Genomic DNA, 25,660 nt, shown 5'->3' on the forward strand with positions numbered 1-25,660 from the left:
TTGCGTGAGCAACGGCCCGAAGGGCGAGCCACGTAGTGGCGAGTAATCCTCTATCACCGACCAATTCAGAAAAGCCAGCCTACGGGCTGGCTTTTTGCTGTCTGGAATTTAACGAGGATGAGCATTGTAGGCCTGATAAGCGCAGCGCCATCAGGCAGGATCGGTCGCCCACTTTCGGTAACGCCGGATGGCGGCGCAAGCGCCTTATCCGGCCTACGGCGCAGCATTGTAGGTCTGATAAGCGCAGCGCCATCAGGCGGGATCGGTCGCTCACTTTCGGTAACGCCGGATGGCGGCGCAAGCGCCTTATCCGGCCTACGGCGCAGCATTGTAGGTCTGATAAGCGCAGCGCCATCAGGCGGGATCGGTCGCTCACTTTCGGCAACGCCGGATGGCGGCGCAGGCACCTTATCCGGCCTACGGCGCAGCATTGTAGGCCTGATAAGCGCAGCGCCATCAGGCAGGATCGGTCGCTCACTTTCGGCAACGCCGGATGGCGGCGCAAGCGCCTTATCCGGCCTACGGCTCAGCATTGTAGGCCTGATAAGCGTAGCGCCATCAGGCAGGATCGGTCGCTCATTTTCGGTAACGCCGGATGGCGGCGCAAGCGCCTTATCCGGCCTACGGCGATTTCGCCATTGGCAAAAAATGTGCATCACTTCTCACTGTTTGTTCACGTTTTTGTGACATATTCCATTGTCTTTTTTTATCTTTGCTTAAATTTTTTTTTGCGTTACTTATGGCTGAGCCCAGCATTTTCCGCTGTGCGTTTTAGCGTTCGTGATATTAATCGCTCAGATATGCAGCATTTCGTCAGAAATTTTTCACAATCTGCACAAACGTTAATCACCAAATGTTGCGAAATATGAAGCGATTAATTCTGGTGTTAACGGAGTAGCACAAATTTCCCTGCTGAAAATAGTCGTTTGAAGTTTTTTTAATCTTTGTTTGTGAATTCTCACCGTTGTTGTAAATCATGGTTGCCTGTATTGACGTTTTCACATTCTGTTGACAGATTGTAGGGCATGAGGGGCATTTCATGGAGAATCCGCACTGCAACTCAGGCGCTTATGTGAACGGAATCCCCATCCTCTTAACGCCGACCCGGCCGGGTAAAAAACAAAAAAGGCCAGGCGGTGCAAACCCACTGCAAAGGGTAAAACAACAACATCACATTTGGAGCAGAAGAATGAGTATTTCCTTGAAGAAGTCAGGGATGCTGAAGCTTGGTCTGAGCCTGGTGGCCATGACCGTCGCAGCAAGTGTACAGGCTAAAACTCTGGTTTATTGTTCAGAAGGTTCTCCAGAAGGCTTCAACCCGCAGCTGTTTACCTCCGGCACCACCTATGACGCCAGCTCAGTACCTATCTATAACCGTCTGGTGGAATTTAAAATCGGTACAACCGAAGTTATTCCAGGCCTCGCTGAAAAGTGGGATGTCAGCGAAGACGGCAAAACCTACACCTTCCACCTGCGTCAGGGCGTGAAGTGGCAGGACAGCAAAGACTTTAAACCGACGCGCGATTTCAACGCCGATGACGTGGTGTTCTCGTTCGATCGTCAGAAAAATGCCGAAAACCCGTACCACAAAGTGTCTGGCGGCAGCTATGAATACTTCGAAGGGATGGGTCTGCCAGACCTGATAAGCGAAGTGAAGAAAGTGGACGATAGCACCGTTCAGTTCGTGCTGACCCGTCCAGAAGCGCCGTTCCTCGCTGACCTGGCGATGGACTTCGCCTCCATCCTCTCTAAAGAATATGCTGACAACATGCTGAAAGCCGGTACGCCGGAGAAAGTGGATCTGAACCCAATCGGTACGGGGCCGTTCCAGCTGTTGCAGTACCAGAAAGACTCCCGCATTCTGTATAAAGCGTTTGATGGTTTCTGGGGCACCAAGCCGCAGATCGACCGTCTGGTGTTCTCCATTACGCCTGACGCGTCCGTGCGTTACGCCAAGCTACAGAAAAATGAGTGCCAGGTGATGCCGTACCCGAACCCGGCGGACATCGCGCGCATGAAGCAGGACAAAAACATCAATCTGATGGAGCAGGCGGGTCTGAACGTCGGCTACCTCTCTTTCAACACCGAGAAGAAACCGTTTGATGACGTGAAAGTCCGTCAGGCGCTGACCTACGCGGTGAACAAAGAGGCGATCATTAAAGCGGTTTATCAGGGCGCGGGCGTTGAAGCCAAGAACCTGATTCCGCCGACCATGTGGGGCTATAACGACGACGTTAAAGACTACAACTACGATCCAGAAAAAGCCAAAGCGCTGCTGAAAGAAGCGGGCCAGGATAAAGGCTTCACCGTTGAACTGTGGGCGATGCCGGTACAGCGTCCGTACAACCCGAACGCTCGCCGTATGGCTGAGATGATTCAGGCTGACTGGGCGAAGATTGGCGTACAGGCCAAGATTGTCACCTACGAGTGGGGTGAATACCTCAAGCGTGCGAAGTCAGGCGAACACCAGGCGGTGATGATGGGCTGGACCGGTGATAACGGGGACCCGGATAACTTCTTCGCGACCCTGTTTAGCTGCGCTGCGGCGAAAGACGGTTCCAACTACTCTCGCTGGTGCTACAAGCCGTTTGAAGACTTGATTCAACCGGCGCGCGCTACTGACGATCACAACAAGCGTGTTGAACTCTACAAACAGGCTCAGGTGGTGATGCATGACCAGGCGCCTGCGCTGATCATCGCTCACTCCACCGTGTACGAACCTGTGCGTAAAGAAGTCAAAGGCTATGTGGTTGATCCTCTGGGCAAACACCACTTCGAAAACGTCTCTGTCGAATAATTAAAAGCCAGGGGTGCCTGAGCACCCCATGCCCGGCGGCGCTGCGTTTGCACGAACCTACGATCGTAGGCCGGGTAAGCGCAGCGCCACCCGGCGTAATGCTTTACCCCACGGCGGCGTATGCCGTGGGATAAGATTTGTGAGCAATACAGACGCACTGTCACCAGGCGGCGCGTCATTAGAGAGAATCCGGGTTATGTTGCAGTTCATCCTCCGACGTTTGGGACTCGTCATCCCCACGTTTATCGGTATCACCCTTCTCACCTTTGCCTTCGTCCATATGATCCCGGGCGATCCGGTCATGATCATGGCAGGTGAGCGTGGTATCTCTCCTGAGCGTCATGCTCAACTGCTGGCTGAACTCGGTCTGGATAAACCGATGTGGCAGCAGTACCTCCATTACATCTGGGGGGTGATGCATGGCGATTTGGGCATCTCGCTGAAAAGCCGTTTGCCGGTGTGGGACGAGTTCGTGCCTCGCTTTAAAGCGACGCTGGAACTTGGCGTCTGCGCCATGATTTTCGCCACCGCAGTAGGGATTCCGGTCGGCGTGCTGGCCGCCGTGAAGCGCGGTTCCATTTTCGATCATACCGCTGTTGGCCTGGCGCTGACCGGTTACTCTATGCCTATCTTCTGGTGGGGCATGATGCTGATCATGCTGGTATCAGTGCAATGGAACCTGACGCCGGTTTCCGGGCGCGTCAGCGATATGGTGTTCCTTGATGACTCCAATCCGTTAACCGGCTTTATGCTGATTGACACGGCTATCTGGGGCGAAGAGGGCAACTTTATTGATGCTGTCGCGCACATGATCCTGCCTGCGATGGTGCTCGGTACGATACCGCTGGCGGTTATCGTGCGTATGACCCGCTCCTCCATGCTGGAAGTGCTGGGTGAAGATTATATCCGTACCGCGCGCGCCAAAGGTCTTACAAGGATGCGCGTCATCATCGTACACGCGCTGCGTAACGCGATGCTGCCGGTCGTGACCGTGATCGGTTTGCAGGTAGGGACGCTGCTGGCAGGGGCGATCCTGACCGAAACCATCTTCTCGTGGCCTGGCCTTGGCCGTTGGCTGATTGATGCGCTGCAACGACGCGATTATCCGGTTGTACAGGGCGGGGTGTTACTGGTAGCGACGATGATTATTCTCGTCAACCTGCTGGTCGACCTGCTGTACGGCGTGGTGAACCCGCGTATTCGTCATAAGAAGTAAGGGGCCATCATGTCACAGGTTACTGAAAATAAAGTTATCTCTGCACCGGTGCCGATGACCCCGTTGCAGGAGTTCTGGCACTATTTTAAACGCAACAAGGGTGCGGTTGTCGGTCTGGCGTATGTCGTCATCATGATCCTGATTGCGGTGTTCGCGAACGTCATCGCGCCGTATAACCCGGCAGATCAGTTCCGCGATGTGCTGCTGGCGCCGCCTGCGTGGCAGGAAGGCGGCAGTATCGCGCACCTGCTGGGAACGGATGATGTCGGTCGCGATGTGCTGTCGCGCCTGATGTATGGCGCACGTCTGTCGCTGCTGGTGGGCTGCCTGGTGGTGGTGCTGTCGCTGGTGATGGGGATTGTGCTCGGCCTGGTTGCGGGTTACTTCGGCGGCATTGTTGATAACATCATCATGCGCGTCGTCGATATTATGCTGGCGCTGCCAAGCCTGCTGCTGGCGCTGGTGCTGGTGGCGATCTTTGGCCCCTCTATCGGTAACGCCGCGCTGGCGCTGACTTTCGTGGCGCTCCCGCACTACGTGCGTCTGACCCGCGCCGCCGTGCTGGTGGAGGTGAACCGCGATTACGTTACCGCTTCCCGCGTGGCGGGCGCAGGCGCGATGCGCCAGATGTTCGTCAATATCTTCCCGAACTGCCTTGCGCCGCTGATCGTTCAGGCGTCGCTCGGTTTCTCTAACGCCATTCTCGATATGGCCGCCCTGGGCTTCCTCGGCATGGGTGCGCAGCCGCCGACACCGGAGTGGGGCACCATGCTCTCCGACGTGTTGCAGTTCGCACAAAGTGCCTGGTGGGTCGTGACCTTCCCGGGTCTGGCGATCCTGCTGACGGTGCTGGCATTTAACCTGATGGGTGACGGTCTGCGTGACGCGCTCGATCCCAAACTGAAGCAGTAAGAGGTTCGAGATGGCGTTATTAAACGTAGATAAATTATCGGTGCACTTCGGTGACGAAGGTACGCCGTTTCGCGCAGTAGACCGCGTAAGCTACAGCGTAAATCAGGGCGAAGTCGTTGGTATCGTCGGCGAGTCCGGCTCCGGTAAATCGGTTAGCTCGCTGGCGATTATGGGGCTGATTGACTTCCCGGGCCGCGTGATGGCGGAAAAACTGGAATTCAACGGCCAGGACTTGCAGCGCATCTCTGAGAAAGAGCGCCGCAACCTGGTGGGCGCGGAAGTGGCGATGATCTTCCAGGACCCGATGACCAGCCTGAACCCGTGCTACACCGTAGGTTTCCAGATTATGGAAGCGATTAAGGTGCATCAGGGCGGCAACAGGAAAACCCGTCGGCAGCGGGCGATTGACCTGCTGACTCAGGTGGGGATTCCCGATCCGGCGTCGCGTCTGGATGTCTATCCGCACCAGTTGTCCGGTGGGATGAGCCAGCGCGTGATGATTGCCATGGCGATTGCCTGTCGTCCGAAACTGCTGATTGCCGATGAACCGACCACTGCGCTGGACGTGACCATCCAGGCGCAAATCATCGAACTGCTGCTGGAATTGCAGCAGAAAGAAAATATGGCGCTGGTGCTGATTACTCACGATCTGGCGCTGGTGGCGGAAGCCGCGCATAAAATCATCGTAATGTATGCCGGACAGGTGGTAGAGACAGGGGCGGCGCACGATATCTTCCGCGCGCCGCGTCATCCGTATACGCAGGCGTTGCTGCGCGCACTGCCGGAATTCGCGCAGGATAAAGCGCGCCTGGCGTCGCTGCCGGGCGTGGTGCCGGGAAAATATGACCGCCCGAACGGCTGTCTGTTGAACCCGCGCTGCCCGTATGCCACGGATAAATGCCGTAGCGAAGAGCCGGATCTGAATCAGCTCGGCGATGGCCGCCAGTCCAAATGCCACTATCCACTCGATGATGCCGGGAGGCCCACACTATGAGTACGCACGAGGCCACCTTGCAACAGCCGCTGTTGCAGGCCATCGATTTGAAAAAGCACTACCCGGTGAAGAAGGGGCTGTTTGCGCCCGAGCGCCTGGTAAAAGCGCTGGATGGCGTATCGTTCACCCTTGAGCGCGGCAAAACACTGGCGGTCGTGGGCGAGTCCGGCTGTGGGAAATCCACGCTGGGCCGCCTGCTGACGATGATTGAAACGCCGACCGGCGGAGAACTGTATTATCAGGGGCAGGATCTGCTCAGGCACGATCCGCAGGCGCAAAAACTGCGTCGGCAGAAAATCCAGATTGTGTTCCAGAACCCGTATGGTTCGCTGAACCCGCGTAAGAAAGTGGGGCAGATTCTGGAAGAGCCGCTGCTGATCAACACCTCGCTCAGCAAAGAGCAGCGTCGTGAAAAAGCGCTGGCGATGATGGCGAAAGTCGGCCTTAAAACCGAGCATTACGATCGCTACCCGCACATGTTTTCCGGCGGCCAGCGTCAACGTATTGCTATCGCCCGCGGTCTGATGCTTGACCCGGACGTGGTGATCGCCGATGAACCGGTCTCCGCGCTGGACGTTTCCGTGCGCGCGCAGGTGTTGAACCTGATGATGGATTTGCAGCAGGAGCTGGGGCTGTCTTACGTCTTTATCTCGCACGACCTGTCGGTGGTCGAACACATTGCCGATGAGGTGATGGTGATGTATCTCGGCCGCTGCGTGGAGAAAGGGACGAAGGAGCAGATCTTTACCAACCCGCGCCATCCGTATACGCAGGCGCTGCTCTCCGCGACGCCGCGTTTGAACCCGGATGACCGCCGCGAGCGCATCAAGCTGACCGGCGAGCTGCCAAGCCCGCTGAATCCGCCGCCGGGCTGCGCCTTCAACGCCCGTTGCCGCCGTCGCTTTGGCCCCTGCACCCAGTTGCAGCCGCAGCTTAAAGATTACGGCGGCCAACTGGTGGCCTGTTTCGCCGTCGATCAGGATGAGAACCGACAGCAATAACTGTTGGTTATTGCCTCATAACCGGAGCCTTGTGCTCCGGTTTTTTTATATTCCTTTTTTGGCTCCACAATGTGAGTCCATCGGCAGAACATTATCCCATAGCGACTAGAATGTAAGCAGATTTCTGATTGCCACAGAAATATCTGGAGCCAACGTGGTCACGATACGCTGGGATATTAAAACAATCGATCGTCTGTCTATGGTTGAGGATGTCCTCAAGGAGTTTTCCTGCCGCGATATTAATATTATCTCCATGAAGGTCACGCCGGGTCGGATTCTGATTAAATCCTGGTGCCGCCAGTTGCAGGATATTTCCAGCGTCCAGACCTGCCTCAATCAACATGCCGACATTATTAATGTCGCTTATCTCTCAGAGAATCTTTCTGAACTGACCACGCCCGAACTGACGCGACCGCGCTATTTCTCCGACATTATCTGTAGCAGCCAGAGTATGCAGGTGCTGATTGAAAAAGCGCTAAAAATCGCTGACAGCAAATATACCGTCCTGATCCGTGGTGAGACCGGCACGGGTAAAGAGCTACTGGCGCGCGCCATTCATAATTCCGGGCAGCGGCGCTTTTATCCGTTTATCCCCGTCAACTGCTCAACGCTGCCTGAGGCATTGATGGAGAGCGAACTTTTTGGTTATGAAAAAGGGGCGTTCAGCGGTGCGGACGGCAGAGGGAAAAAAGGGTTGTTTGAAATGGCGGATAAGGGAACGCTGTTTCTTGATGAATTTGGCGAAATGCCGCTGAATTTACAGGCCAAGCTGCTGCGGGTGCTTCAGGACGGCGGCATCCGCCGCGTCGGCGGGGCGCAGGTGATCCCGGTTAACGCGCGTATTATTGTCGCCACCAACGCGAACCTGGAAGAGATGGTCGAACAGCGCCTGCTGCGCGCCGATCTCTGGTATCGCATTAACGTACTGACGCTCACGATTCCGCCGTTGCGCGAGCGCCCTTCGGATATCACTTTACTGATTCGCCATTTTGTACAGAAATATGCCAAAGAGTTTCAGCGGCGGCTGATACTGGACAAAGCCTGTTTTGAGTCACTGCGTCACCACCACTGGCCGGGCAACGTTCGCGAACTGGAGAACACCATTATCCGTCTGATGCTGATGTCAGAAAGTGATGTCATCACCTGCGATGATTTGGGGCTTTCAACGGTGTCACAAGCGTTGCCGGGGCATCCCGACCGCCCCTTCAAAGAGCAGGTGCAACATGCTGAGCGGCAGCTGATTGAGCAGATGGTGGAAGAGAATGTCTCCTCCCGGCATATCGCGAAAGCGTTGGGGGTTTCGCACACGACGGTGCTGAATAAAATACGCAGCTACCAACTGGAGGGGGTAAGTTAAGCGCCGCCAGGAACCGACGGCGCACAGAACGCGTTATTCAATCAGCTTCAGGAGCGGCGACAGGCACAGCAAAATCCCATACAGCAGAATCAGCCAGGTTTTCAGGCCGCGCAGTTTTTCCAGTTGCGTGACTTTATAGATCAGGAAAAAAGGGATGATGCACGACACAATGCCGTACAGCGGGCTGCCCAACTGGAAGAACACCAGCACCGAGACGCGGAACGATACCCAAATGACCAGCGTGATAACGATAAAGGTACAGATGCCAAGCGTCAGTACCAGCGGATTGATCTTCTCCACGTCGATAACCCGGCTCAGCACGTTGAGAATGATGCCCTTAATCGCTTCATGAAAACCCAGGTAAATACCGAAGAAGGCGGTGAGAACCGCAAAGATATTCAGTACCGTTGAGGTGAAATGAATGATCTGTCCTGGAATGACCTGCGCAGCCAATGCCAGAGCGGAGATATTCTGCTCAAAAGCGGAAACGGCTTCTTCGTGGCTGATGGAGAAGGTAAACGAAAACGAGAAGAACAGGATCACGGCAATCAGCGTGATATAGCTGATGCGGTGGGTACGAATGGCCATACGCGTCGCCAGCACCCTGTCGGCTTCTCGTTTGCGGTAGGCAATGTTCATCGGGTTCAGCACCTGAATAAACACCGCCGAGAAAAAACAGAAGGGGACGGTGAGCAGCACATCGCGGAAGAAGACCGACGCCTGCGGGAAGGCCGTAATATTGCTGAAGTTCCAGTGCGGAATCATCGCGAAACCGAAGATCAGGATGATGCCTACTTTCACCACCACCATAGGGCCGGAGATTTTAAACAGCAGCTTTTCTCCACCGGAGGCGATAGCGACCAGTACGGCGAAAATCGCCACTTTATAGAGGATGGACTGCGAGAGATCGGCATCGGTCAGACCGAAGGTTTTAATGTACGACGCGCTGTCGAAAACCACGGATAAAGAGTAGATAAAAATGCCGTGGATAATCATCAAAAAGTAGATCACGCCGAGGAAGACGCCCCAGTTTTTCCCCAGGTAATGACTGATAATATCGGTGTAGTCATTACAAGTTTCACTTTCTGATAACGTCTTTAAGTAAATATCCTGCACGATATAGGTTGCGGGGTAGGCGATAATAAACGCGGTGATAAAGACCCAAATTCCTTTTAGCCCAATCTGTACCGGCATTAGCACCGTTCCGGCGCCAATGGCCATGCCGATACATAACAGCACCCAGCCAAAATCGTATTTCGTAAACGGTAGTTTTTTTGAGAACGCTGCGGTGGTCGCTTTACTGTTGCTTAATTGTAATGTGTTGTCCTGCATAGAGCCCCCTGCCCAAAATACGCGTCACCCCGGGAAGGATGATGCGTATAGCCAGGCCGTTGTGCCTTGATTCTCAACAGCCGGAGCCGACGCAGGCCAGCTCCGACCGTAATGGTCAGAATGTCGCCTTTCTGATGGCGTGTTCAAGGTCGTTAATAATATCTTCTGGATCTTCAAGACCCACAGAAAGACGGATTAGCCCGTCGGTAATACCTGCTTTAAGCCGTTCCTCTGGCGCAACAGGCGAATGTGTCATAGACGCAGGGTGCTGAATGAGGGTTTCGGTATCACCGAGACTGACCGCGAGAAGGCATAATTCTACCGAATTGATCATGCGTCTGCCAGCCTCCAGGCCACCCGCGATTTCGAAGCTGATAATGCCGCCGGGCAGGCTCATCTGGCGTCTGCCAAGTTCATACTGCGGGTGCGAAGGAAGCCCCGGATACCAGACGTGGGTAATCTTCGGATGGCTTTCCAGGAAACGGGCGATTTTCAGCGCGTTCTCGCAGTGGCGTTCCATGCGAATCCCCAGCGTCTTCACGCCGCGCAGCGTCAGCCAGGCGTTAAAGGGGCTCATGCAGCCGCCGGTGATATCCTTCAGCCCGATAAACCGCGCCTGATCGATAAACTCCTGCTTGCCGACGATGACTCCGCCAATAACATCCCCGTGTCCGTTGATGTATTTCGTGACGCTGTGAACCACGATATCGGCTCCCTGGAGCAGGGGTTGCTGGCAGTACGGCGACATAAAGGTGTTATCCACAACCAACAGCACGCCCCGCTGATGGGCGATCCCGGCGACCGTTTCGATATCGACCAGGGAGAGCGTTGGGTTGGCGGGCGTTTCGATGTACACCACTTTGGTTTCCGGGCGGATGGCTTCGCGGATCTCATCCGGGTTGGCGGCATTAACGAAACTCACGTCAATACCGAACTTCGGTATGCTGTGCGACAAAAATGCGTGCGTGCAGCCATAAATCGCGCTGGCTGAGACAATGTGATCGCCCTGCTCACAGAGCGTCAGCAGCGTGGTGGTGATGGCGGAAATACCGGACGCGGTCGCCAGCGCCGCTTCGCCTCTTTCCAGTACCGCCAGCTTTTTCTCCAGCGCGTCCGTCGTGGGGTTGCCCAGGCGGGTGTAAATGTACCCGGACTCTTCGAGCGCAAAGCGGGCGGCCCCCTGTTCGGCGCTGTCGAAAACAAACGTCGACGTCTGGAAGATTGGCGTACTGAGCGCGCCAGTTGAAGGATCGGGTTGTTGCCCCGCGTGAACGATCTGGGTGTTGAATCCGTAAGTACGACAGTCAGACATGATATCTCCTTTGATTCGGAACAGAACAGCTCACACTCAAATAGCAATCGCTGTGCCAGAAAAGGAGTTTTTATATATCAAAGAGTTAGTGGGTTTCGTTTTTTACGGGTCGTCAGAAAAGTTGCCAGCTGGCAAGAATCTTTCCAGCGTGTTGCGGCGCTTGCGCGAGTTTTGCCGGATGGCGACGAAAGCGTCTTATCCGGCCTACAAATCGGCATAATTTCAGGAGATTGTGCCTGACCTGTAGGCCTGATAAGCGTAGCGCCATCAGGCCTTTTTCGTTTACTGCGGATAAGGCACCCAGTCACCGCCGTTCAGACGCACATACGGTTTACCCTGATACTGGATAACCACCGCGTTGGCGTTTTCAGCGACCGGTGCGGTCTGCGGCAACCCACGGGTGAGCTGATCCCAGTTGACGTTGTCTTCGACAAACAGTTTGCCGTCAAGGGCGCGCACCACCAGTTCGGAAATCGCCAGGTAGCTGCTCGGCTGGTCAATCTCAATCGATGCGCCCTGATGAGGCGTTTTCATACCGAAGAATTTCACCGCTGCCGGTACGTTGGTGATAGACGGGCTGGGGATGTCGCGTAGCCCGGAAACCTGCATTCTGTCGCCTTTGAGCGCGCCGCCGTGTTCCGGGACCATCACCACCATCACTTTACGGCCCGATTTCTCCAGCTCGGTAAAGAAGGCGTCCAGCTCATCGAACAGCTTTTGCGCGCGAATTTTGTAATCCGCCGTTTTGCTGACGCCAGGGAAGTGGTTCCCGTCGTGCAGCGGCAGCGTGTTATAGAACGTTGCGCTACGCGAGTTCTGATCTTTCTCGGTGGTTTCCAGCCAGCGGTTGAGCACGGCGGTGTCGTCATAAACCGGAGAACCGTCAAAGCCCAGCAGCGTGACGGGCAGCCCTTTTTGATCCATCAGCTCCGTCTGCATACCGCCATTCTCACGCACTTCTTTCAGGAAGCCGCCGAATTCGCCGTTATGACCCATCATCAAATGCTGCGTGAAGCCCAGCTTCGACAGGTTATCAAACAGGTAGCAGTCGTTGCCTGCCGGTTGATACAGATTCGTGTGCGACGACTGGCCGCAGCTGGCGCGCAGCAGGCGGATCGCCGCCGGGCCGCTGTAGGAGGTGGCGGAGTTAAAGTGCTTAAACAGAATATCGAAATGCGACCATAACGGATGTGACATCAGGCCTGCGGCTTCAACATCAGACCACGAGAGGGAACAGATGTTGATCACCAGCAGTTCAAACGGCTGCGCATCGGCCGGCAGCGCCGTCGGGAACGGCGTTTTTCGTTTTTCTTCCGCGTTATAGAAGGTGTTCAACCACGCGTTCAGATTGGCTGAGGTCGGAGGCGCGGTCTGCGCCGGGATATCGCCGACCACCGGGGTGTCTCCTGCCGTTGCGACCGTCGCCGCCGCAGAGCCGCCGGTGGTCGTCACCGTGTCGGTCGGCTGGCCGCCAGGCCACAGCGTAAAGACTGGCCCTGTCAGCGTCAGCACGTTCAGCCAGATCATAATGGCGACAACAAAAAGAGTGACCCGAATCCACTGCGATAAAAACAGCCAGGCGACGAGCAGCACAAACACGGCGCCGATCATCTGCCAGTTGATAAAGCGAGTCACCAGATCGAGCATATAGTCCGCGCTAAAACCCGCGACCTGCGAGCCCTGACTGATAATGCTTTGTGGGCCAGGCAGCCAGGTGTCATGCCAGAAAAGCGCAAAGCCGATTGGGATAGCGACCCAATGGCGCAGACGGTGCAGGCTGAGTTTAGGGACTGGCATTAACAAAAAGGCCATGAATACCAGGTTCTGCAACGGATGGAAGTTGAGATATCCCGCCCAGAGCAGGCCAAACTTTACCAGAAAGTAGAAATTCCAGCCCGAAAGGCCGCGCCAGTATTGCCAGAGTGGTGAAGGCATGGATGAGGTTTGAGTATGCTGAGTCATTTTTTGTCTGCCTTGACGTTTGTTGCACGGCGCAAGGTTCCGGCGGGTTTTACATAACGGGGTCTGGCGAATAACAGTCGGGCTGTGTTACGGATGCGGCGAAGCGAATGGCGCGCCAGATAGCCCAGAGGAAAAAAGATCAGCGCGCAAAAGACGATGATCTGGATGATATCGTTGACGTTCATCATTGTGGGCGCTCCACGCTGTCATCCAGCAGTCGTAAGGGTTCGGGAATACGTCGCCAGACTCGCCCGTCATGCTCGGCATTGAGCACAGGGTTCGCCCCCTGGGTCAGCGGCAGCGGTGTGCCCCACAGTTCAGGCGACAGCAGGCGCATTTGCACGAGTTCAGCGCTGATTTGGTTATCTTCGAACCAGACCATGCGGTTGGAAAAGATATCGCCGGTCGGCAGCGGGAAGATATGGTTCAGCGCAGTGTCCAGATCGTTGACCCGACAGAATGATAAAAACAGCACCAGCCGGTTGCCGCCGATAGTCATGATATCGCCGGTACGGTTTGGGCGGCAGAGCGTCAGCGCCTGCTCGATTCGGATACCCGGCACCGGGCGCAATGCGACCATCACGCCTTTCCCGTCAGCGGGCAGCAGAGTGTTGCTCATCATGTTATGTACGGCTTCGCAGAAGACGTCCCATGTCTGGAAACCGCGCAGCTTCATGGGCTGCGTCATCGACAGGAGTGTGGCGATCTCTTCCGGGACGTAGCGGCTGAATTGCTGTCCCTGCACGCTTTCAATTAGCGTCAGGCAGCGGGAAAGCGGCGCATTCCACGGAATAACCATATTCGCGCCGCAGCCTAACAGCAGTCGCTCGTCGGTCGCCCGCAAACTGGCGAGATTTTCGCGGACGATAATTTTCAGCGCGCTTCCGCGCTGGCGGCGCAGCGTATGGATATTCCGTGCCATGGGTTCGATTTGGCTATTTTGCGTCAGGGAGAAGATGATCGTCGCCGCCTGCGCAGTTCGCGCCTCGTTGAACAAGGTTTGGTTATTATCAAAAAGCGCCCAGTGTTCCGACAGCGGCGGAGCGCCTTCAAGAACGGCGATATTGCTGAGGATGCGTTTTTCGTCGCTGCGCGGCTGGATGTTAGCCTCTTCCTTGTGGGCCAGCTCCCAGTGCGCATCTTTATGGCGCAGCGTCAGTTGTTGCCGGGCGCTGACCCCTTTTTCGCTGCACCAGAACGCGATGTCGAACAGATGCTGGTCGCCCTGAAAACGTAAGCTGGCAAGGCCGAAAAGCGAACGATACTCTCCCATCAACAGGGAGAACTGTTTGTCATTATTATTTCCAGGGTTAATAACCAGAAGCGAACAGTGATGGAACCGGGTCCATTTATTCATTTTTTCCAGCCACTGATGAAGGCGTTCCCCTGATATATTTTGCCAGGCGTTATTCGCGCAAAGAAGAATGAAAAAGTAATGTGTAGGATCAACAGAACAAAGCAAATCGCGGGGCAAGAAGTATAACCCCTTTTCAGAATCCGGCATTGAAAATAACTGGATTTTTTCCGGGCCGTGAGATTCATCTAATTTGATTAATTCACCCGGATCGCAGCCCATACAAATGACCGCGACTTTCGCGTTCCCTGCCTGCGAGGCAATCGTTTGATTCACCAGGCTGATGGCATCTTCATTGCGATCAGCGTCAACCCACCAGACACCGCCGGCAGGCATGTGGCGTAGTTCATCCCATAATGATGAGATGCCGATAGAAAATACGGGGTCCACAGCGTCCCTCTTGTCGCTATTTTATCTGTTTATCAGTTTACTAGCGAAAGCTCAGAAATAAACCTAACATTGAAATTAAAACACATCAGATTTAGCATATGAATCAATTCGGCGGGCAGGAAGCCTTGCGACCTCGGTCATGGTGTTTTCTTTACTCTTACAGTTTGCGTAACGGAAAGGCGAGAAATGAACGATCCCCTGCATTGAAGATTAACAGTGAAGAGGGGGGGATGCTGCCAGAAAAATTGTCTGAAGCATGGTGAGTATATTCAAAAGGGACACAATACAGAATGTATAACAACAACGAACCTGACTCTCAGTTTGATTCAGCATTGGGCTATACCTTTCAAAATGATTTTCTGGCGTTAAGTCAGGCTTTCTCCTTGCCCGAAATAGACTATACCGATATTTCCCAACGCGAACAGCTGGCTGCGGCGATTAAACGTTGGCCTTTATTGGCTGAATTTGCGCAACAACCATCATAAGGGAGTCAGGGATGTCCATTCTGGGATTGCAGGGCGTGCGCGGCGGTGTAGGCACCACATCAATCACTTCGGCGCTCGCCTGGGCGCTGCAAATACTCGGGGAAAATGTGCTGGTCGTTGATGCCAGCCCCGATAACCTGCTGCGTATGTCATTCAATGTCGATTTTGCCCATCGCGACGGCTGGGCCAGGGCGCTGCTGGACGGTAAAGACTGGCGCGATGCCGGACTGCGTTATACCACCCAGCTCGATCTGCTGCCGTTCGGACAGCTTACGGTGGAAGAGCGGGAGAATCCTCAGGAATGGGCGGAAAAGCTGGGAGCTATTTGCGCTGGCCTGCGCGAACTGAAAGAGAGCCGACGCTATTCGTGGATTTTGCTGGATCTTCCCCACGGCGTCTCACCGCTGACGCAACAGTTGGTCAGTCTCTGCGATCATACGCTGGCGGTGGTAAAAGCGGACACCAATTGCCATATCCGGCTGCATCAACAGGCGCTGCCCACGGGCGCGCATATTCTGATTAACGATTTACGCATTGCCAGCCAGTTGCAGGACGATCTGTACCAGGTCTGGCTGCAAAGCCAGCGTCGTTTGCTGCCGATGGTGATCCATCGCGATGAAGCGATGGCGGAGTGTATGGCTTCGAAACAGCCGCTGGGCGAGTACCGTGGCGATTCGCTGGCGGCAGAAGAGGTGCTGACGCTGGCGAACTGGTGTTTGCTGCACTATGCGGGTAATCGCGCCCCTGCCGGGAGCGCATCATGAACATCCTGACCCGGTGGCTTCTCATTCCGCCGGTCGGCGCACGCCTGAGCGAGCGCTATCAAGGGTATCGCCGTCATGGCGCGTCGCCGTTCAGTGCGATGCTGGGCTGCCTGTGGGTGATTCTGGCGTGGACTTTTATTCCGCTTGAGCATCCGCGCTGGCAGCGCATTCGCGCGCAGCATAAAGCGCTCTATCCGCATATTAACGCCAACCGACCGCGTCCGCTGGACCCGGCCCGCTATGCCATTCAAACGCTCTGGTTGATGGCCTTCTCGCCGCGTAAAGAGAAGAAGGTCGAACCGCGCTGGCGGTCGCTCTCCCGCCTGCTGGGCGTGCGCGGTCGCTATCATCAGTGGATGGACACGCTGCCCGACCGCGTCAGTAAAAAGACCACGCATCTGGAAAGCGAAAAAGAGCTGGGCCATCTTAGCAACGGGGTGCGCCGCTTTATCCTCGGCGTCATCGTCACTTTTTCCCTGATTCTGGCGATCATCTGTATTACCCAGCCGTTTAACCCGCTGTCGCAGTTTATCTTCCTGATACTGCTGTGGGGCGTCGCGCTGCTGGTGCGGCGGATACCGGGGCGTTTCTCCGCCCTGATGCTGATCGTGCTGTCGCTGACGGTGTCATGCCGTTATATCTGGTGGCGCTATACCTCGACGTTAAACTGGGATGACCCGCTGAGCCTGGTTTGCGGGCTGATTTTGCTGTTTGCGGAAACCTACGCCTGGATTGTCCTGGTGCTGGGGTATTTCCAGGTCGTCTGGCCGCTTAACCGCCAGCCCGTGCCGCTACCGAAAGAGATGGCGCAGTGGCCGACGGTGGACATTTTTATTCCGACTTACAACGAAGACCTCAGCGTGGTGAAAAACACAGTTTACGCCTCGTTGGGCATCGACTGGCCGAAAGACAAGCTGAGCATCTGGATTCTTGACGACGGTGGGCGCGAAGAGTTCCGCCAGTTTGCTCAGACCGTCGGCGTACAGTACATCGCCCGTACCACGCATGAACACGCCAAGGCCGGCAACATCAATAACGCGCTGAAATACGCGAAAGGTGAGTTTGTCTCGATCTTTGACTGCGACCATGTACCGACACGCTCGTTCCTGCAAATGACGATGGGCTGGTTCCTGAAAGAGAAAAAGCTCGCCATGATGCAGACGCCACACCACTTTTTCTCGCCGGACCCGTTTGAACGCAACCTCGGTCGTTTCCGTAAAACGCCGAACGAAGGCACGCTGTTTTATGGGCTGGTGCAGGATGGCAACGACATGTGGGATGCCACGTTCTTCTGCGGATCGTGCGCGGTGATTCGCCGTAAACCGCTGGATGAGATTGGCGGCATTGCCGTTGAGACCGTGACCGAAGATGCGCATACCTCGCTGCGCTTGCACCGTCGTGGCTACACCTCGGCCTATATGCGCATTCCACAGGCGGCAGGTCTGGCGACGGAAAGCCTGTCCGCGCACATCGGGCAGCGTATTCGCTGGGCGCGCGGCATGGTGCAAATCTTCCGTCTGGATAACCCGCTGTTCGGCAAAGGCTTAAAGCTGGCGCAGCGTCTGTGTTACGTCAACGCCATGTTCCACTTTTTATCGGGTATTCCACGGCTCATCTTCCTGACGGCGCCGCTGGCTTTCCTGCTGCTGCACGCCTATATCATCTATGCGCCCGCGCTGATGATTGCGCTGTTTGTGTTGCCGCACATGATTCACGCCAGCCTCACCAACTCGAAGATTCAGGGGAAATACCGCCACTCCTTCTGGAGTGAAATCTACGAAACGGTGCTGGCCTGGTATATCGCGCCGCCGACGATGGTGGCGCTGATCAACCCGCATAAAGGGAAATTCAACGTTACCGCGAAAGGCGGGCTGGTAGAGGAAGAGTATGTCGACTGGGTGATTTCCCGGCCCTATATCTTCCTGGTGCTGCTCAACCTGCTGGGGGTCGTGGTGGGCGTCTGGCGTTACTACTACGGCCCCGCCAACGAAATACTCACGGTGATCGTCAGTCTGGTGTGGGTTTTCTATAACCTGATCATTCTGGGCGGCGCGGTGGCGGTCTCTGTGGAAAGTAAGCAGGTACGCCGGGCGCACCGCGTTGAAATCTCCATGCCGGCGGCCATTGCCCGTGAAGATGGCCACCTGTTCTCATGCACCGTGCATGACTTCTCCGACGGCGGCCTGGGGATTCGGATCAACGGGCAGGCGCAGGTGCTGGAAGGGCAAAAGGTTAATTTATTGCTTAAACGCGGCCAGCAAGAGTACGTCTTTCCTACTCAGGTCGTGCGCGTGTTGGGCAATGAGGTCGGGCTGCAATTGCTGCCGATGACCACGAAACAACATATCGACTTTGTGCAGTGCACATTTGCCCGCGCGGATACGTGGGCGCTCTGGCAGGACAGCTTCCCGGAAGACAAACCGCTGGAAAGCCTGCTGGATATTCTGAAGCTGGGCTTCCGTGGCTACCGCCATCTTGCGGAATTTGCTCCGTCTTCCGTCAAAGTAATTTTCCGTTCTCTGACGACGCTGGTTTCCTGGATTGTGTCGTTTATTCCGCGTCGCCCGGAGCGGCAGCCGGATCAGGTGATGGCTCAACAATGATGATAACGCGATGAAAAGAAAACTTTCCTGGGTTTATGCAGTGGCTATGGGGATAAGCGCTTTCCCCACTTTCATGACGAATGCGACGCCTGCAACGCAACCATTGATCAATGCTGAGCCAGCGCAAGCGCCGACAGCGCCTGCGCCAGAAACGCCGGAGCAGCCGGTCGGCCAGGTAATGCCGGGCGTGCCGGGCGCCGATGCGCCCGTGGTGGCGCAAAACGGGCCTTCCCGCGATGTGAAGCTGACTTTCGCGCAAATCGCGCCGCCGCCGGGCAGCATGGTGCTGCGTGGCGTGAACCCGAATGGCAGCATTGAGTTCGGTATGCGCAGCGACGAGGTGGTGTCGAAAGCGATGCTGAACCTGGAATACACCCCGTCGCCGTCGTTGCTGCCGATCCAGTCGCAGCTGAAGGTCTACCTCAATGATGAGCTGATGGGCGTGTTGCCGGTCACGAAAGAGCAACTGGGCAAAAAGACGCTGGCCCAGATGCCGATCAACCCGCTCTTTATCACCGATTTTAACCGCGTGCGGCTGGAGTTCGTCGGGCACTATCGCGATGTCTGCGAAAACCCGGCCAGCAGTACGCTCTGGCTGGATGTTGGCCGCAGCAGCGTGCTGGATCTGACGTACCAGACCCTGCCGGTGAAAAACGATCTGTCGCACTTCCCGGTGCCGTTCTTCGATCCGCGGGACAACCGCCAGGTTACGCTGCCTGTGGTCTTTGCCGGTTCGCCGGATCTGATGCAGCAGCAGGCGGCATCCATTGTCTCTTCATGGTTCGGTTCGCGCGCAGGCTGGCGCGGCCAGCATTTCCCGGTGATGTACAACACGCTGCCGGATCGTAATGCCATCGTCTTTGCCACGAACGACAAGCGCCCTGATTTCCTGCGCGATCATCCGCCGGTAAAAGCGCCGGTGATTGAGATGATCAGCCACCCGGACAACCCATATGTGAAGCTGCTGGTGGTCTTTGGCCGCGACGATAACGATCTGTTGCAGGCGGCGAAAGGCATTGCGCAAGGGAATATCCTGTTCCGTGGCGACAGCGTGGTGGTGGATGAGGTGAAGCCTCTGCTGGCGCGTAAACCTTATGATGCGCCGAACTGGGTACGTACTGACCGTGCGGTGACGTTCGGCGAGCTGAAAACCTATAAAGAGCAGCTCCAGTCCACCGGGCTGGAACCTGCGGCGATTTCGCTGTCGCTGAATCTGCCGCCGGATCTCTATCTGCTACGCAGCAACGGTATTGATATGAATCTCAACTACCGTTACACCACGCCGCCGAGCAAAGACAGCTCGCGTATGGATATCAGCCTGAACGATCAGTTCCTGCAAGCGTTCAGCCTGAACAGCACCCAGGAAAGCAATCGCCTGCTGCTGCGTTTGCCGGTATTGCAGGGGCTGATTGACGGTAAAACGGACGTGTCGATCCCGGCGCTGAAGCTGGGGGCGATGAACCAGCTGCGCTTTGACTTCCAGTACATGAACCCGATGCCGGGCGGCTCGGTGGATAATTGCGTGACGTTCCAGCCGGTACAAAACCATGTGGTGATTGGCGACGACTCCACCATTGATTTCTCGAAATATTATCACTTTATCGCGATGCCGGACCTGCGTGCCTTCGCCAATGCGGGCTTCCCGTTCAGCCGGATGGCTGACCTTTCAGAAACCATTGCCGTGATGCCGAAAAACCCGAACGAAGCGCAGATGGAAACGCTGCTGGATGTGACCGGGACGATTGGCGCGCAGACCGGTTTCCCGTCGATTAACCTGAATATCACCGACGATAGCCGCCAGATTCAGGGTAAAGACGCGGATATTATGGTGATCGGGACAATCCCCGACGCACTGAAAGATGACAAACGCATCGACCTGCTGGTACAGGCGACGCAAAGCTGGGTGAACACGCCGATGCGCCAGACGACCTTCCCGAGCATCATGCCGGATGAGGCCGACCGCGAGCCGGATGCGAAATCCACCATCACTTCTGCTGGCGCGATGGCGGCGGTAGTGGGCTTCCAGTCGCCGTTCAACGACCAGCGTAGCGTGGTGGCGCTGCTGGCAGACAGCCCGCGCGGGTATGAACTGCTGACCGAAGCGATGAACGACAGCGGAAAACGCGCCGCCATGTTTGGCTCCGTGTCGGTGATCCGCGAGTCTGGCGTCAACAGCCTGCGGGTGGGCGATATTTACTACGTAGGGCATTTACCGTGGTTCGAACGCCTCTGGTACGCGTTATCGAATCATCCGGTGCTGCTGGCGATACTGGCGGCGGTTAGCGTCGTGCTGTTGGCCTGGGTTCTGTGGCGTCTGCTGCGCATTATCAGCCGTCGTCGACTCGATCCCGATAACGAGTAATCGATGATGAACGCGCTGCGTGGATGGATGTTAACTGCCCTGATGCTGGCGACCGTCAGCGTGCAGGCGGCCTGTACGTGGCCGGCATGGATACAGTTCAAAAAGGACTATATCAGTCAGGAAGGACGGGTGATTGACCCCAGCGACGCGCGCAAAATCACGACGTCGGAAGGGCAAAGCTATGCGCTGTTCTTTGCCCTCGCTGCCAACGATCGTCCGGCATTTGACCTGATCCTCGACTGGACGCAAAACAACCTGGCGCAGGGTTCCTTACAGGCGCATCTGCCTGCCTGGTTGTGGGGGCAGAAAGACCCCTCGACCTGGGAGGTGCTGGATGCAAACTCCGCTTCCGACGGCGATATCTGGATGGCCTGGTCGCTGCTGGAAGCCGGGCGCTTATGGAAAACGTCGCGCTATACCGACACTGGCGCCGCGCTGCTAAAACGCATTGCGCGTGAAGAGGTGGTAACGGTGCCGGGGCTGGGTTCAATGCTGCTGCCGGGGAACGTGGGTTTTGCGGAAAAGACGCGCTGGCGCTTTAACCCGAGCTATTTACCCCCGCAGCTGGCGCAATATTTTACCCGCTTTGGCGCGCCCTGGACCACGCTGCGTGAAACCAATATGCGTTTGCTGATGGAAACCGCCCCGAAAGGGTTCTCGCCGGACTGGGTGCGCTATGAAAAAGACAAAGGCTGGCAGCTGAAACCGGAAAAAACGCTGGTCAGCAGTTACGATGCCATCCGCGTTTATTTATGGGCGGGGATGATGCACGACGGCGATCCGCAAAAAGCGCGGCTGCTGACGCGCCTGAAACCGATGGCGACGCTGACGACAAAAAACGGCGTTCCGCCAGAGAAGGTGGATGTCGCCAGTGGTAAAGCCCAGGGCGACGGGCCGGTGGGCTTTTCGGCTTCTTTATTGCCTTTCCTGCAAAACCGTGATGCTCAGGCGGTGCAGCGACAGCGCGTGGCGGACAATTTTCCCGGTAGCGATGCCTACTATAGCTATGTGCTAACGCTTTTCGGACAAGGATGGGATCAGCATCGTTTTCGCTTCACCGCTAAAGGTGAATTACTACCTGACTGGGGCCAGGAATGCGCAAGTTCAAATTAAGTCTCATCCATCTCATTTTGCCGGGTGGCGGTAACGCCTTATCCGGCCTACGGGATGCCGCTGATTGTAGGCCCAATAAGACGCTAAAGCGTCGCCATCGGGCAGTGCTCGGCCTGACGCTCGGCATCGCCTGGATGCCGTTCGCCGAGGCGGCGCCTTCCGCGCAACAGCAGTTGCTGCAACAGGTTCGGTTAGGCGAAGCCTCGCACCGTGAGGATTTGGTGCGCCAGTCGCTTTATCGCCTGGAACTGATCGACCCGAACAACCCGGAAGTGGTCGCCGCCCGGTTTCGCTACCTGCTGCGCCAGGGCGACAATGACGGGGCGCAGAAACAGCTCGACAGGCTTTCCCAGCTCGCGCCGGGTTCCAGTGCGTATCAATCCTCCCGCACGACGATGATGCTTTCCACGCCGGAAGGGCGCCAGTCCTTGCAGGAGGCGCGTTTACAGGCGACCACCGGCCATACCGAAGAAGCGATTGCCGCTTACGACGCGCTGTTTAAAGGTCATCCGCCGCAAGGCGATCTGGCGGTGGAATACTGGACGACGGTGGCAAAATCTCCCGCGAGACGTAACGAGGCGATTAATCAGCTTAAAAGAATTAACGCCAGTACGCCGGGCAATACCGCTCTGCAAAACACGCTGGCGCAGTTGTTGTTTGACGGCGGGCGACGCGATGAGGGATTTGCCGTATTAGAGCAGATGGCGAAATCCAGCGACGGGCGCACGACGGCTTCCGCTCTCTGGTATCAGCAGATTAAAGATCTGCCTGCCAGCGACGCCAGCGTAAAAGCGCTGCAAAAATACCTGACGGTGTTTAGCGAAGGCGACAGCGTCAATGCCGCGCGCAGCAAGTTGAGTGAACAGCAGCAACAGCTTTCCGACCCGGCGTTCAGAGCCAGAGCGCAAGGCCTGGCGGCGGTGGAAGCCGGACAGGGCGGCAAAGCCGTAACGGAATTGCAGCAGGCGGTAAGCGCGGATCACCGCGACAGCGAAGCCGTCGGCGCGCTGGGGCAGGCCTATTCGCAGCGCGGCGATCGTGCCCGCGCGGTGGCGCAGTTCCAGAAAGCGCTTGCGATGGACCCGAACAGCAGCAGTCGCGGCAAATGGGAAAGCCTGCTGAAGGTAAACCGCTACTGGCTGGCGATTCAGCAGGGCGACGCCGCGCTGAAAGCGAATAACCCGGACCAGGCGGAACGCCTCTACCGGCAGGCCAGGAGCATCGACAATACCGACAGCTATGCCGTGCTGGGGCTGGGCGACGTGGCGATGGCGCGTAAAGATTATCCCGCCGCCGAGCGCTACTATCAGCAGACGCTGCGAATGGACAGCGGCAACAGCAACGCCGTGCGCGGCCTGGCGAATATCTATCGTCAGCAGTCCCCGGAGAAAGCCTCGGCGTTTATCGCGTCGCTCTCCAGTCGTCAGCGGCAAAGTATTGATGATATTGAGCGTAGCCTTGAAAACGACCGGCTGGCGCAGCAGGCCGAAGCGCTGGAAAACCAGGGGAACTGGGCGCAGGCGGCGGAACTGCATCGTCGCAGGCTGGCGCTGGACCCCGGCAGCGTCTGGGTAACGTATCGTTTGTCCCGCGATCTGTGGAACGCCGGGCAGCGCAGCCAGGCCGATGCGCAAATGCGCGCGCTGGCGCGTCAGAAACCGAACGACCCGGATCAGGTGTATGCCTATGGGCTGTACCTCGCGGGCAACGATCAGGATCGCGCGGCGATGGCGCATATCAATAATCTGCCGCGTAGCCAGTGGAACAGCAACATTCAGGAACTGGCGGACAGGCTGCAAAATAATCAGGTGCTGGAAACCGCCAGCCGCCTGCGTGATAGCGGCAAAGAGCGGGAAGCGGAAACGCTGCTTCGCCAACAGCCCGCCTCTACGCGCATTGATTTAACCCTTGCCGACTGGGCGCAGCAGCGGCGCGATTATTCTTCGGCGCGCGCCACCTATGATGCGGTTCTGGCGCGGGAGCCGGGTAATGTCGATGCCCGACTTGGCCTGACGGAAGTCTATATTGCGCAGGGCGATAACGCGGCGGCGCGGGCGGAACTGGCGAAACTTCCCGCCCCGGCAACCGGGGAGCCGCTGTCCATCAATATGCAGCGCCGTATGGCGCGGGCCCAGGCGCAACTGGGCGATACCGTCGCGGCGCAGCAGACCTTCAACACGATTGTGCCACAGGCGAAGTCACAGCCGCCTTCTATGGAAACTGCGATGGTGCTGCGCGACGCGGCGGGTTTTCAGGCGCAAAACGGCGAACCGCAGCAGGCGCTTGAGACGTACAAAGACGCGATGGTGGCTTCCGGCATTACGCCGACCCGCCCGCAGGATAATGACACCTTTACTCGCCTGACCCGTAATGACGCGAAAGATGACTGGTTAAAACGCGGCGTGCGCAGCGATGCGGCGGATTTATATCGACAGCAGGATCTGAACGTCACGCTGGAGCATGATTACTGGGGATCGAGCGGCACCGGCGGCTACTCCGATCTGAAAGCGCATACCACCATGTTCCAGGTTGACGCGCCGTTGTCAGATGGCCGGATGTTCTTCCGTGCTGACCTGGTGAACGTGGATGTCGGCAGTTTCTCGACCCATGCGGACGGCACCTGGGACAAGAACTGGGGCACCTGTTCGCTGCATGACTGTAGCGGCAACCGCAGCCAGTCTGATACCGGCACGAGCGTGGCGGTCGGCTGGAAAAACAAGACCTGGAGCTGGGATATCGGGACCACGCCGATGGGCTTTAACGTTGTCGATGTGGTTGGCGGCGTGAGCTACAGCAATGATATCGGGCCGCTGGGCTATACGCTGAACGCGCACCGTCGGCCAATCTCCAGCTCTCTGCTGGCCTTCGGCGGGCAGAAAGACGCGCCGAGCAACACGGGCACAAAATGGGGCGGCGTGCGTGCGGACGGCGGCGGTGTGAGTCTGAGCTATGACAAAGGTGAAGCCAACGGCGTCTGGGCTTCGCTGGGCGGCGATCAACTGACCGGTAAGAACGTCGCGGATAACTGGCGCGTGCGCTGGATGACGGGCTATTACTATAAAATCATCAATGAGAATAACCGTCGCGTCACCGTCGGCCTGAACAATATGATCTGGCACTACGACAAAGACCTGAGCGGGTATTCGCTGGGGCATGGCGGTTATTACAGTCCGCAGGAGTATGTGTCGTTCGCCGTGCCGGTGATGTGGCGGCAGCGTACGGAAAACTGGTCGTGGGAGCTGGGCGGTTCGGTATCCTGGTCGCATTCACGCACCAAAACCATGCCGCGTTATCCGCTGATGAATCTGATCCCGACGGATTACCGCGAAGAGGCGGCCACGCAGACGAATGGCGGCGGCAGCAGTCAGGGCTTTGGTTATACGGCGCGGGCGCTGATCGAGCGACGGGTGACGTCTAACTGGTTCCTCGGAACGGCAATTGATATTCAGGAAGCGAAGGATTATACGCCGAGCCATTTCCTGCTGTATGTGCGTTATTCCGCTGCGGGATGGCAGGGCGATATGGATTTACCGCCGCAGCCGCTGGTGCCGTACGCGGACTGGTAAGCGCCGAACGCCTGATGGCGACGCGTTCGCGTCTTATCAGGCCTACAACTCACGCTTGCGGTCACGTCGCTATTTGGCAATGCGCGCTTTCGTAGGCCGGATAAGGCGGTCACGCCGCCATCCGGCAGTGTGCGCTTTCG

18 protein-coding genes and 1 other RNA gene are annotated in these 25,660 nt (G+C 56.7%); 13 read left to right on the forward strand and 6 right to left on the reverse strand.

The features are described from left to right. Positions 1-63: non-coding RNA, RtT sRNA (locus OGV82_RS04460), on the forward strand; the annotation flags it as partial. A gap of 2 nt (positions 64-65) precedes the next feature. Here the strand turns inward: OGV82_RS04460 and OGV82_RS04465 are convergent. Further along, complete coding sequence (locus OGV82_RS04465; protein WP_153050080.1) at positions 66-656, reverse strand: hypothetical protein; 591 nt, start codon at positions 654-656, stop codon at positions 66-68. A 533-nt stretch (positions 657-1,189) separates the two neighbouring features. Here OGV82_RS04465 and dppA point away from each other — a divergent pair. The 6 genes from dppA to OGV82_RS04495 all read left to right on the forward strand — a co-directional run bounded on the left by dppA (position 1,190) and on the right by OGV82_RS04495 (position 8,277). Next, entirely contained in the window at positions 1,190-2,797 is a 1,608-nt protein-coding gene (gene dppA, locus OGV82_RS04470) for a dipeptide ABC transporter periplasmic-binding protein DppA (RefSeq protein WP_012135678.1), read from the forward strand. Positions 2,798-2,993: 196 nt separating this feature from the next. Continuing rightward, positions 2,994-4,013, forward strand: coding sequence for a dipeptide ABC transporter permease DppB (gene dppB, locus OGV82_RS04475; RefSeq protein WP_012135677.1), 1,020 nt, complete (start codon positions 2,994-2,996; stop codon positions 4,011-4,013). A 9-nt stretch (positions 4,014-4,022) separates the two neighbouring features. Next, positions 4,023-4,925, forward strand: a complete 903-nt coding sequence (dppC, locus tag OGV82_RS04480; RefSeq protein WP_012135676.1) for a dipeptide ABC transporter permease DppC — start codon at positions 4,023-4,025, stop codon at positions 4,923-4,925. A 10-nt stretch (positions 4,926-4,935) separates the two neighbouring features. Next, entirely contained in the window at positions 4,936-5,919 is a 984-nt protein-coding gene (dppD, locus tag OGV82_RS04485) for a dipeptide ABC transporter ATP-binding protein (RefSeq protein WP_047460380.1), read from the forward strand. After that, positions 5,916-6,920, forward strand: a complete 1,005-nt coding sequence (dppF, locus tag OGV82_RS04490) for a dipeptide ABC transporter ATP-binding subunit DppF (RefSeq protein ID WP_012135673.1) — start codon at positions 5,916-5,918, stop codon at positions 6,918-6,920. Before dppD ends, dppF begins: the two co-directional genes overlap by 4 nt. A gap of 154 nt (positions 6,921-7,074) precedes the next feature. Continuing rightward, positions 7,075-8,277: a sigma-54 interaction domain-containing protein gene (locus OGV82_RS04495; protein ID WP_047460384.1), complete on the forward strand. Its 1,203-nt coding sequence runs from the start codon at positions 7,075-7,077 to the stop codon at positions 8,275-8,277. Positions 8,278-8,310: 33 nt separating this feature from the next. On the opposite strand, the gene OGV82_RS04500 is transcribed toward OGV82_RS04495, so the two are convergent. From OGV82_RS04500 to bcsE, 5 genes are all read right to left on the reverse strand, one after another. Next, on the reverse strand, positions 8,311-9,609 hold the full coding sequence (locus OGV82_RS04500) for an aromatic amino acid transport family protein (RefSeq protein ID WP_047460388.1): 1,299 nt from the start codon (positions 9,607-9,609) through the stop codon (positions 8,311-8,313). A 115-nt stretch (positions 9,610-9,724) separates the two neighbouring features. Then, positions 9,725-10,921 carry a methionine gamma-lyase gene (megL, locus tag OGV82_RS04505; protein WP_012135669.1) on the reverse strand — a complete coding sequence of 399 codons (1,197 nt, stop codon included), beginning with the start codon at positions 10,919-10,921 and terminating at the stop codon, positions 9,725-9,727. Positions 10,922-11,203: 282 nt separating this feature from the next. Next, on the reverse strand, positions 11,204-12,883 hold the full coding sequence (gene bcsG / locus OGV82_RS04510; protein ID WP_047460391.1) for a cellulose biosynthesis protein BcsG: 1,680 nt from the start codon (positions 12,881-12,883) through the stop codon (positions 11,204-11,206). Continuing rightward, entirely contained in the window at positions 12,880-13,071 is a 192-nt protein-coding gene (gene bcsF / locus OGV82_RS04515) for a cellulose biosynthesis protein BcsF (protein WP_012135666.1), read from the reverse strand. The genes bcsG and bcsF overlap by 4 nt, the downstream gene beginning before the upstream one ends. Further along, a complete protein-coding gene (gene bcsE / locus OGV82_RS04520; protein WP_047460394.1) occupies positions 13,068-14,627 on the reverse strand; it encodes a cellulose biosynthesis c-di-GMP-binding protein BcsE in 1,560 nt (519 codons plus the stop codon). The genes bcsF and bcsE overlap by 4 nt, the downstream gene beginning before the upstream one ends. A gap of 290 nt (positions 14,628-14,917) precedes the next feature. Between bcsE and bcsR the strand changes: the two genes are divergently transcribed. The 6 genes from bcsR to bcsC are packed head-to-tail and all read left to right on the forward strand — an operon-like array spanning position 14,918 to position 25,520. Next, entirely contained in the window at positions 14,918-15,112 is a 195-nt protein-coding gene (gene bcsR / locus OGV82_RS04525; RefSeq protein WP_012135663.1) for a cellulose biosynthesis protein BcsR, read from the forward strand. Between the two features lie 11 nt (positions 15,113-15,123). After that, on the forward strand, positions 15,124-15,876 hold the full coding sequence (gene bcsQ, locus OGV82_RS04530; protein WP_012135662.1) for a cellulose biosynthesis protein BcsQ: 753 nt from the start codon (positions 15,124-15,126) through the stop codon (positions 15,874-15,876). Further along, complete coding sequence (bcsA, locus tag OGV82_RS04535) at positions 15,873-18,479, forward strand: UDP-forming cellulose synthase catalytic subunit (protein WP_012135661.1); 2,607 nt, start codon at positions 15,873-15,875, stop codon at positions 18,477-18,479. Before bcsQ ends, bcsA begins: the two co-directional genes overlap by 4 nt. Before the next feature lie 10 nt (positions 18,480-18,489). Further along, entirely contained in the window at positions 18,490-20,841 is a 2,352-nt protein-coding gene (gene bcsB / locus OGV82_RS04540) for a cellulose biosynthesis cyclic di-GMP-binding regulatory protein BcsB (RefSeq protein WP_047460411.1), read from the forward strand. Between the two features lie 3 nt (positions 20,842-20,844). After that, positions 20,845-21,954, forward strand: a complete 1,110-nt coding sequence (bcsZ, locus tag OGV82_RS04545; protein ID WP_080750344.1) for a cellulose synthase complex periplasmic endoglucanase BcsZ — start codon at positions 20,845-20,847, stop codon at positions 21,952-21,954. Then, complete coding sequence (gene bcsC / locus OGV82_RS04550) at positions 21,936-25,520, forward strand: cellulose synthase complex outer membrane protein BcsC (protein WP_047460414.1); 3,585 nt, start codon at positions 21,936-21,938, stop codon at positions 25,518-25,520. The genes bcsZ and bcsC overlap by 19 nt, the downstream gene beginning before the upstream one ends. Positions 25,521-25,660 lie beyond the last annotated feature (140 nt).

The sequence above is a fragment of the Citrobacter sp. CK191 genome (genome assembly GCF_030333435.1).
Classification (GTDB): Bacteria; Pseudomonadota; Gammaproteobacteria; order Enterobacterales; family Enterobacteriaceae; genus Citrobacter_B; species Citrobacter_B koseri.

Bases quoted from the DNA above. Each gene is read 5' to 3' on its own strand.
- bcsF (WP_012135666.1), bottom strand. From the start codon at position 13,071: ATGATGAACGTCAACGATATCATCCAGATCATCGTCTTTTGCGCGCTG.
- bcsG (WP_047460391.1), bottom strand. From the start codon at position 12,883: ATGACTCAGCATACTCAAACCTCATCCATGCCTTCACCACTCTGGCAA.
- dppC (WP_012135676.1), top strand. From the start codon at position 4,023: ATGTCACAGGTTACTGAAAATAAAGTTATCTCTGCACCGGTGCCGATG.
- bcsR (WP_012135663.1), top strand. From the start codon at position 14,918: ATGTATAACAACAACGAACCTGACTCTCAGTTTGATTCAGCATTGGGC.
- dppB (WP_012135677.1), top strand. From the start codon at position 2,994: ATGTTGCAGTTCATCCTCCGACGTTTGGGACTCGTCATCCCCACGTTT.
- bcsA (WP_012135661.1), top strand. From the start codon at position 15,873: ATGAACATCCTGACCCGGTGGCTTCTCATTCCGCCGGTCGGCGCACGC.
- dppF (WP_012135673.1), top strand. From the start codon at position 5,916: ATGAGTACGCACGAGGCCACCTTGCAACAGCCGCTGTTGCAGGCCATC.
- bcsQ (WP_012135662.1), top strand. From the start codon at position 15,124: ATGTCCATTCTGGGATTGCAGGGCGTGCGCGGCGGTGTAGGCACCACA.
- OGV82_RS04465 (WP_153050080.1), bottom strand. From the start codon at position 656: ATGCACATTTTTTGCCAATGGCGAAATCGCCGTAGGCCGGATAAGGCG.
- dppD (WP_047460380.1), top strand. From the start codon at position 4,936: ATGGCGTTATTAAACGTAGATAAATTATCGGTGCACTTCGGTGACGAA.
- OGV82_RS04500 (WP_047460388.1), bottom strand. From the start codon at position 9,609: ATGCAGGACAACACATTACAATTAAGCAACAGTAAAGCGACCACCGCA.
- dppA (WP_012135678.1), top strand. From the start codon at position 1,190: ATGAGTATTTCCTTGAAGAAGTCAGGGATGCTGAAGCTTGGTCTGAGC.
- megL (WP_012135669.1), bottom strand. From the start codon at position 10,921: ATGTCTGACTGTCGTACTTACGGATTCAACACCCAGATCGTTCACGCG.
- bcsC (WP_047460414.1), top strand. From the start codon at position 21,936: ATGCGCAAGTTCAAATTAAGTCTCATCCATCTCATTTTGCCGGGTGGC.
- bcsZ (WP_080750344.1), top strand. From the start codon at position 20,845: ATGATGAACGCGCTGCGTGGATGGATGTTAACTGCCCTGATGCTGGCG.
- bcsB (WP_047460411.1), top strand. From the start codon at position 18,490: ATGAAAAGAAAACTTTCCTGGGTTTATGCAGTGGCTATGGGGATAAGC.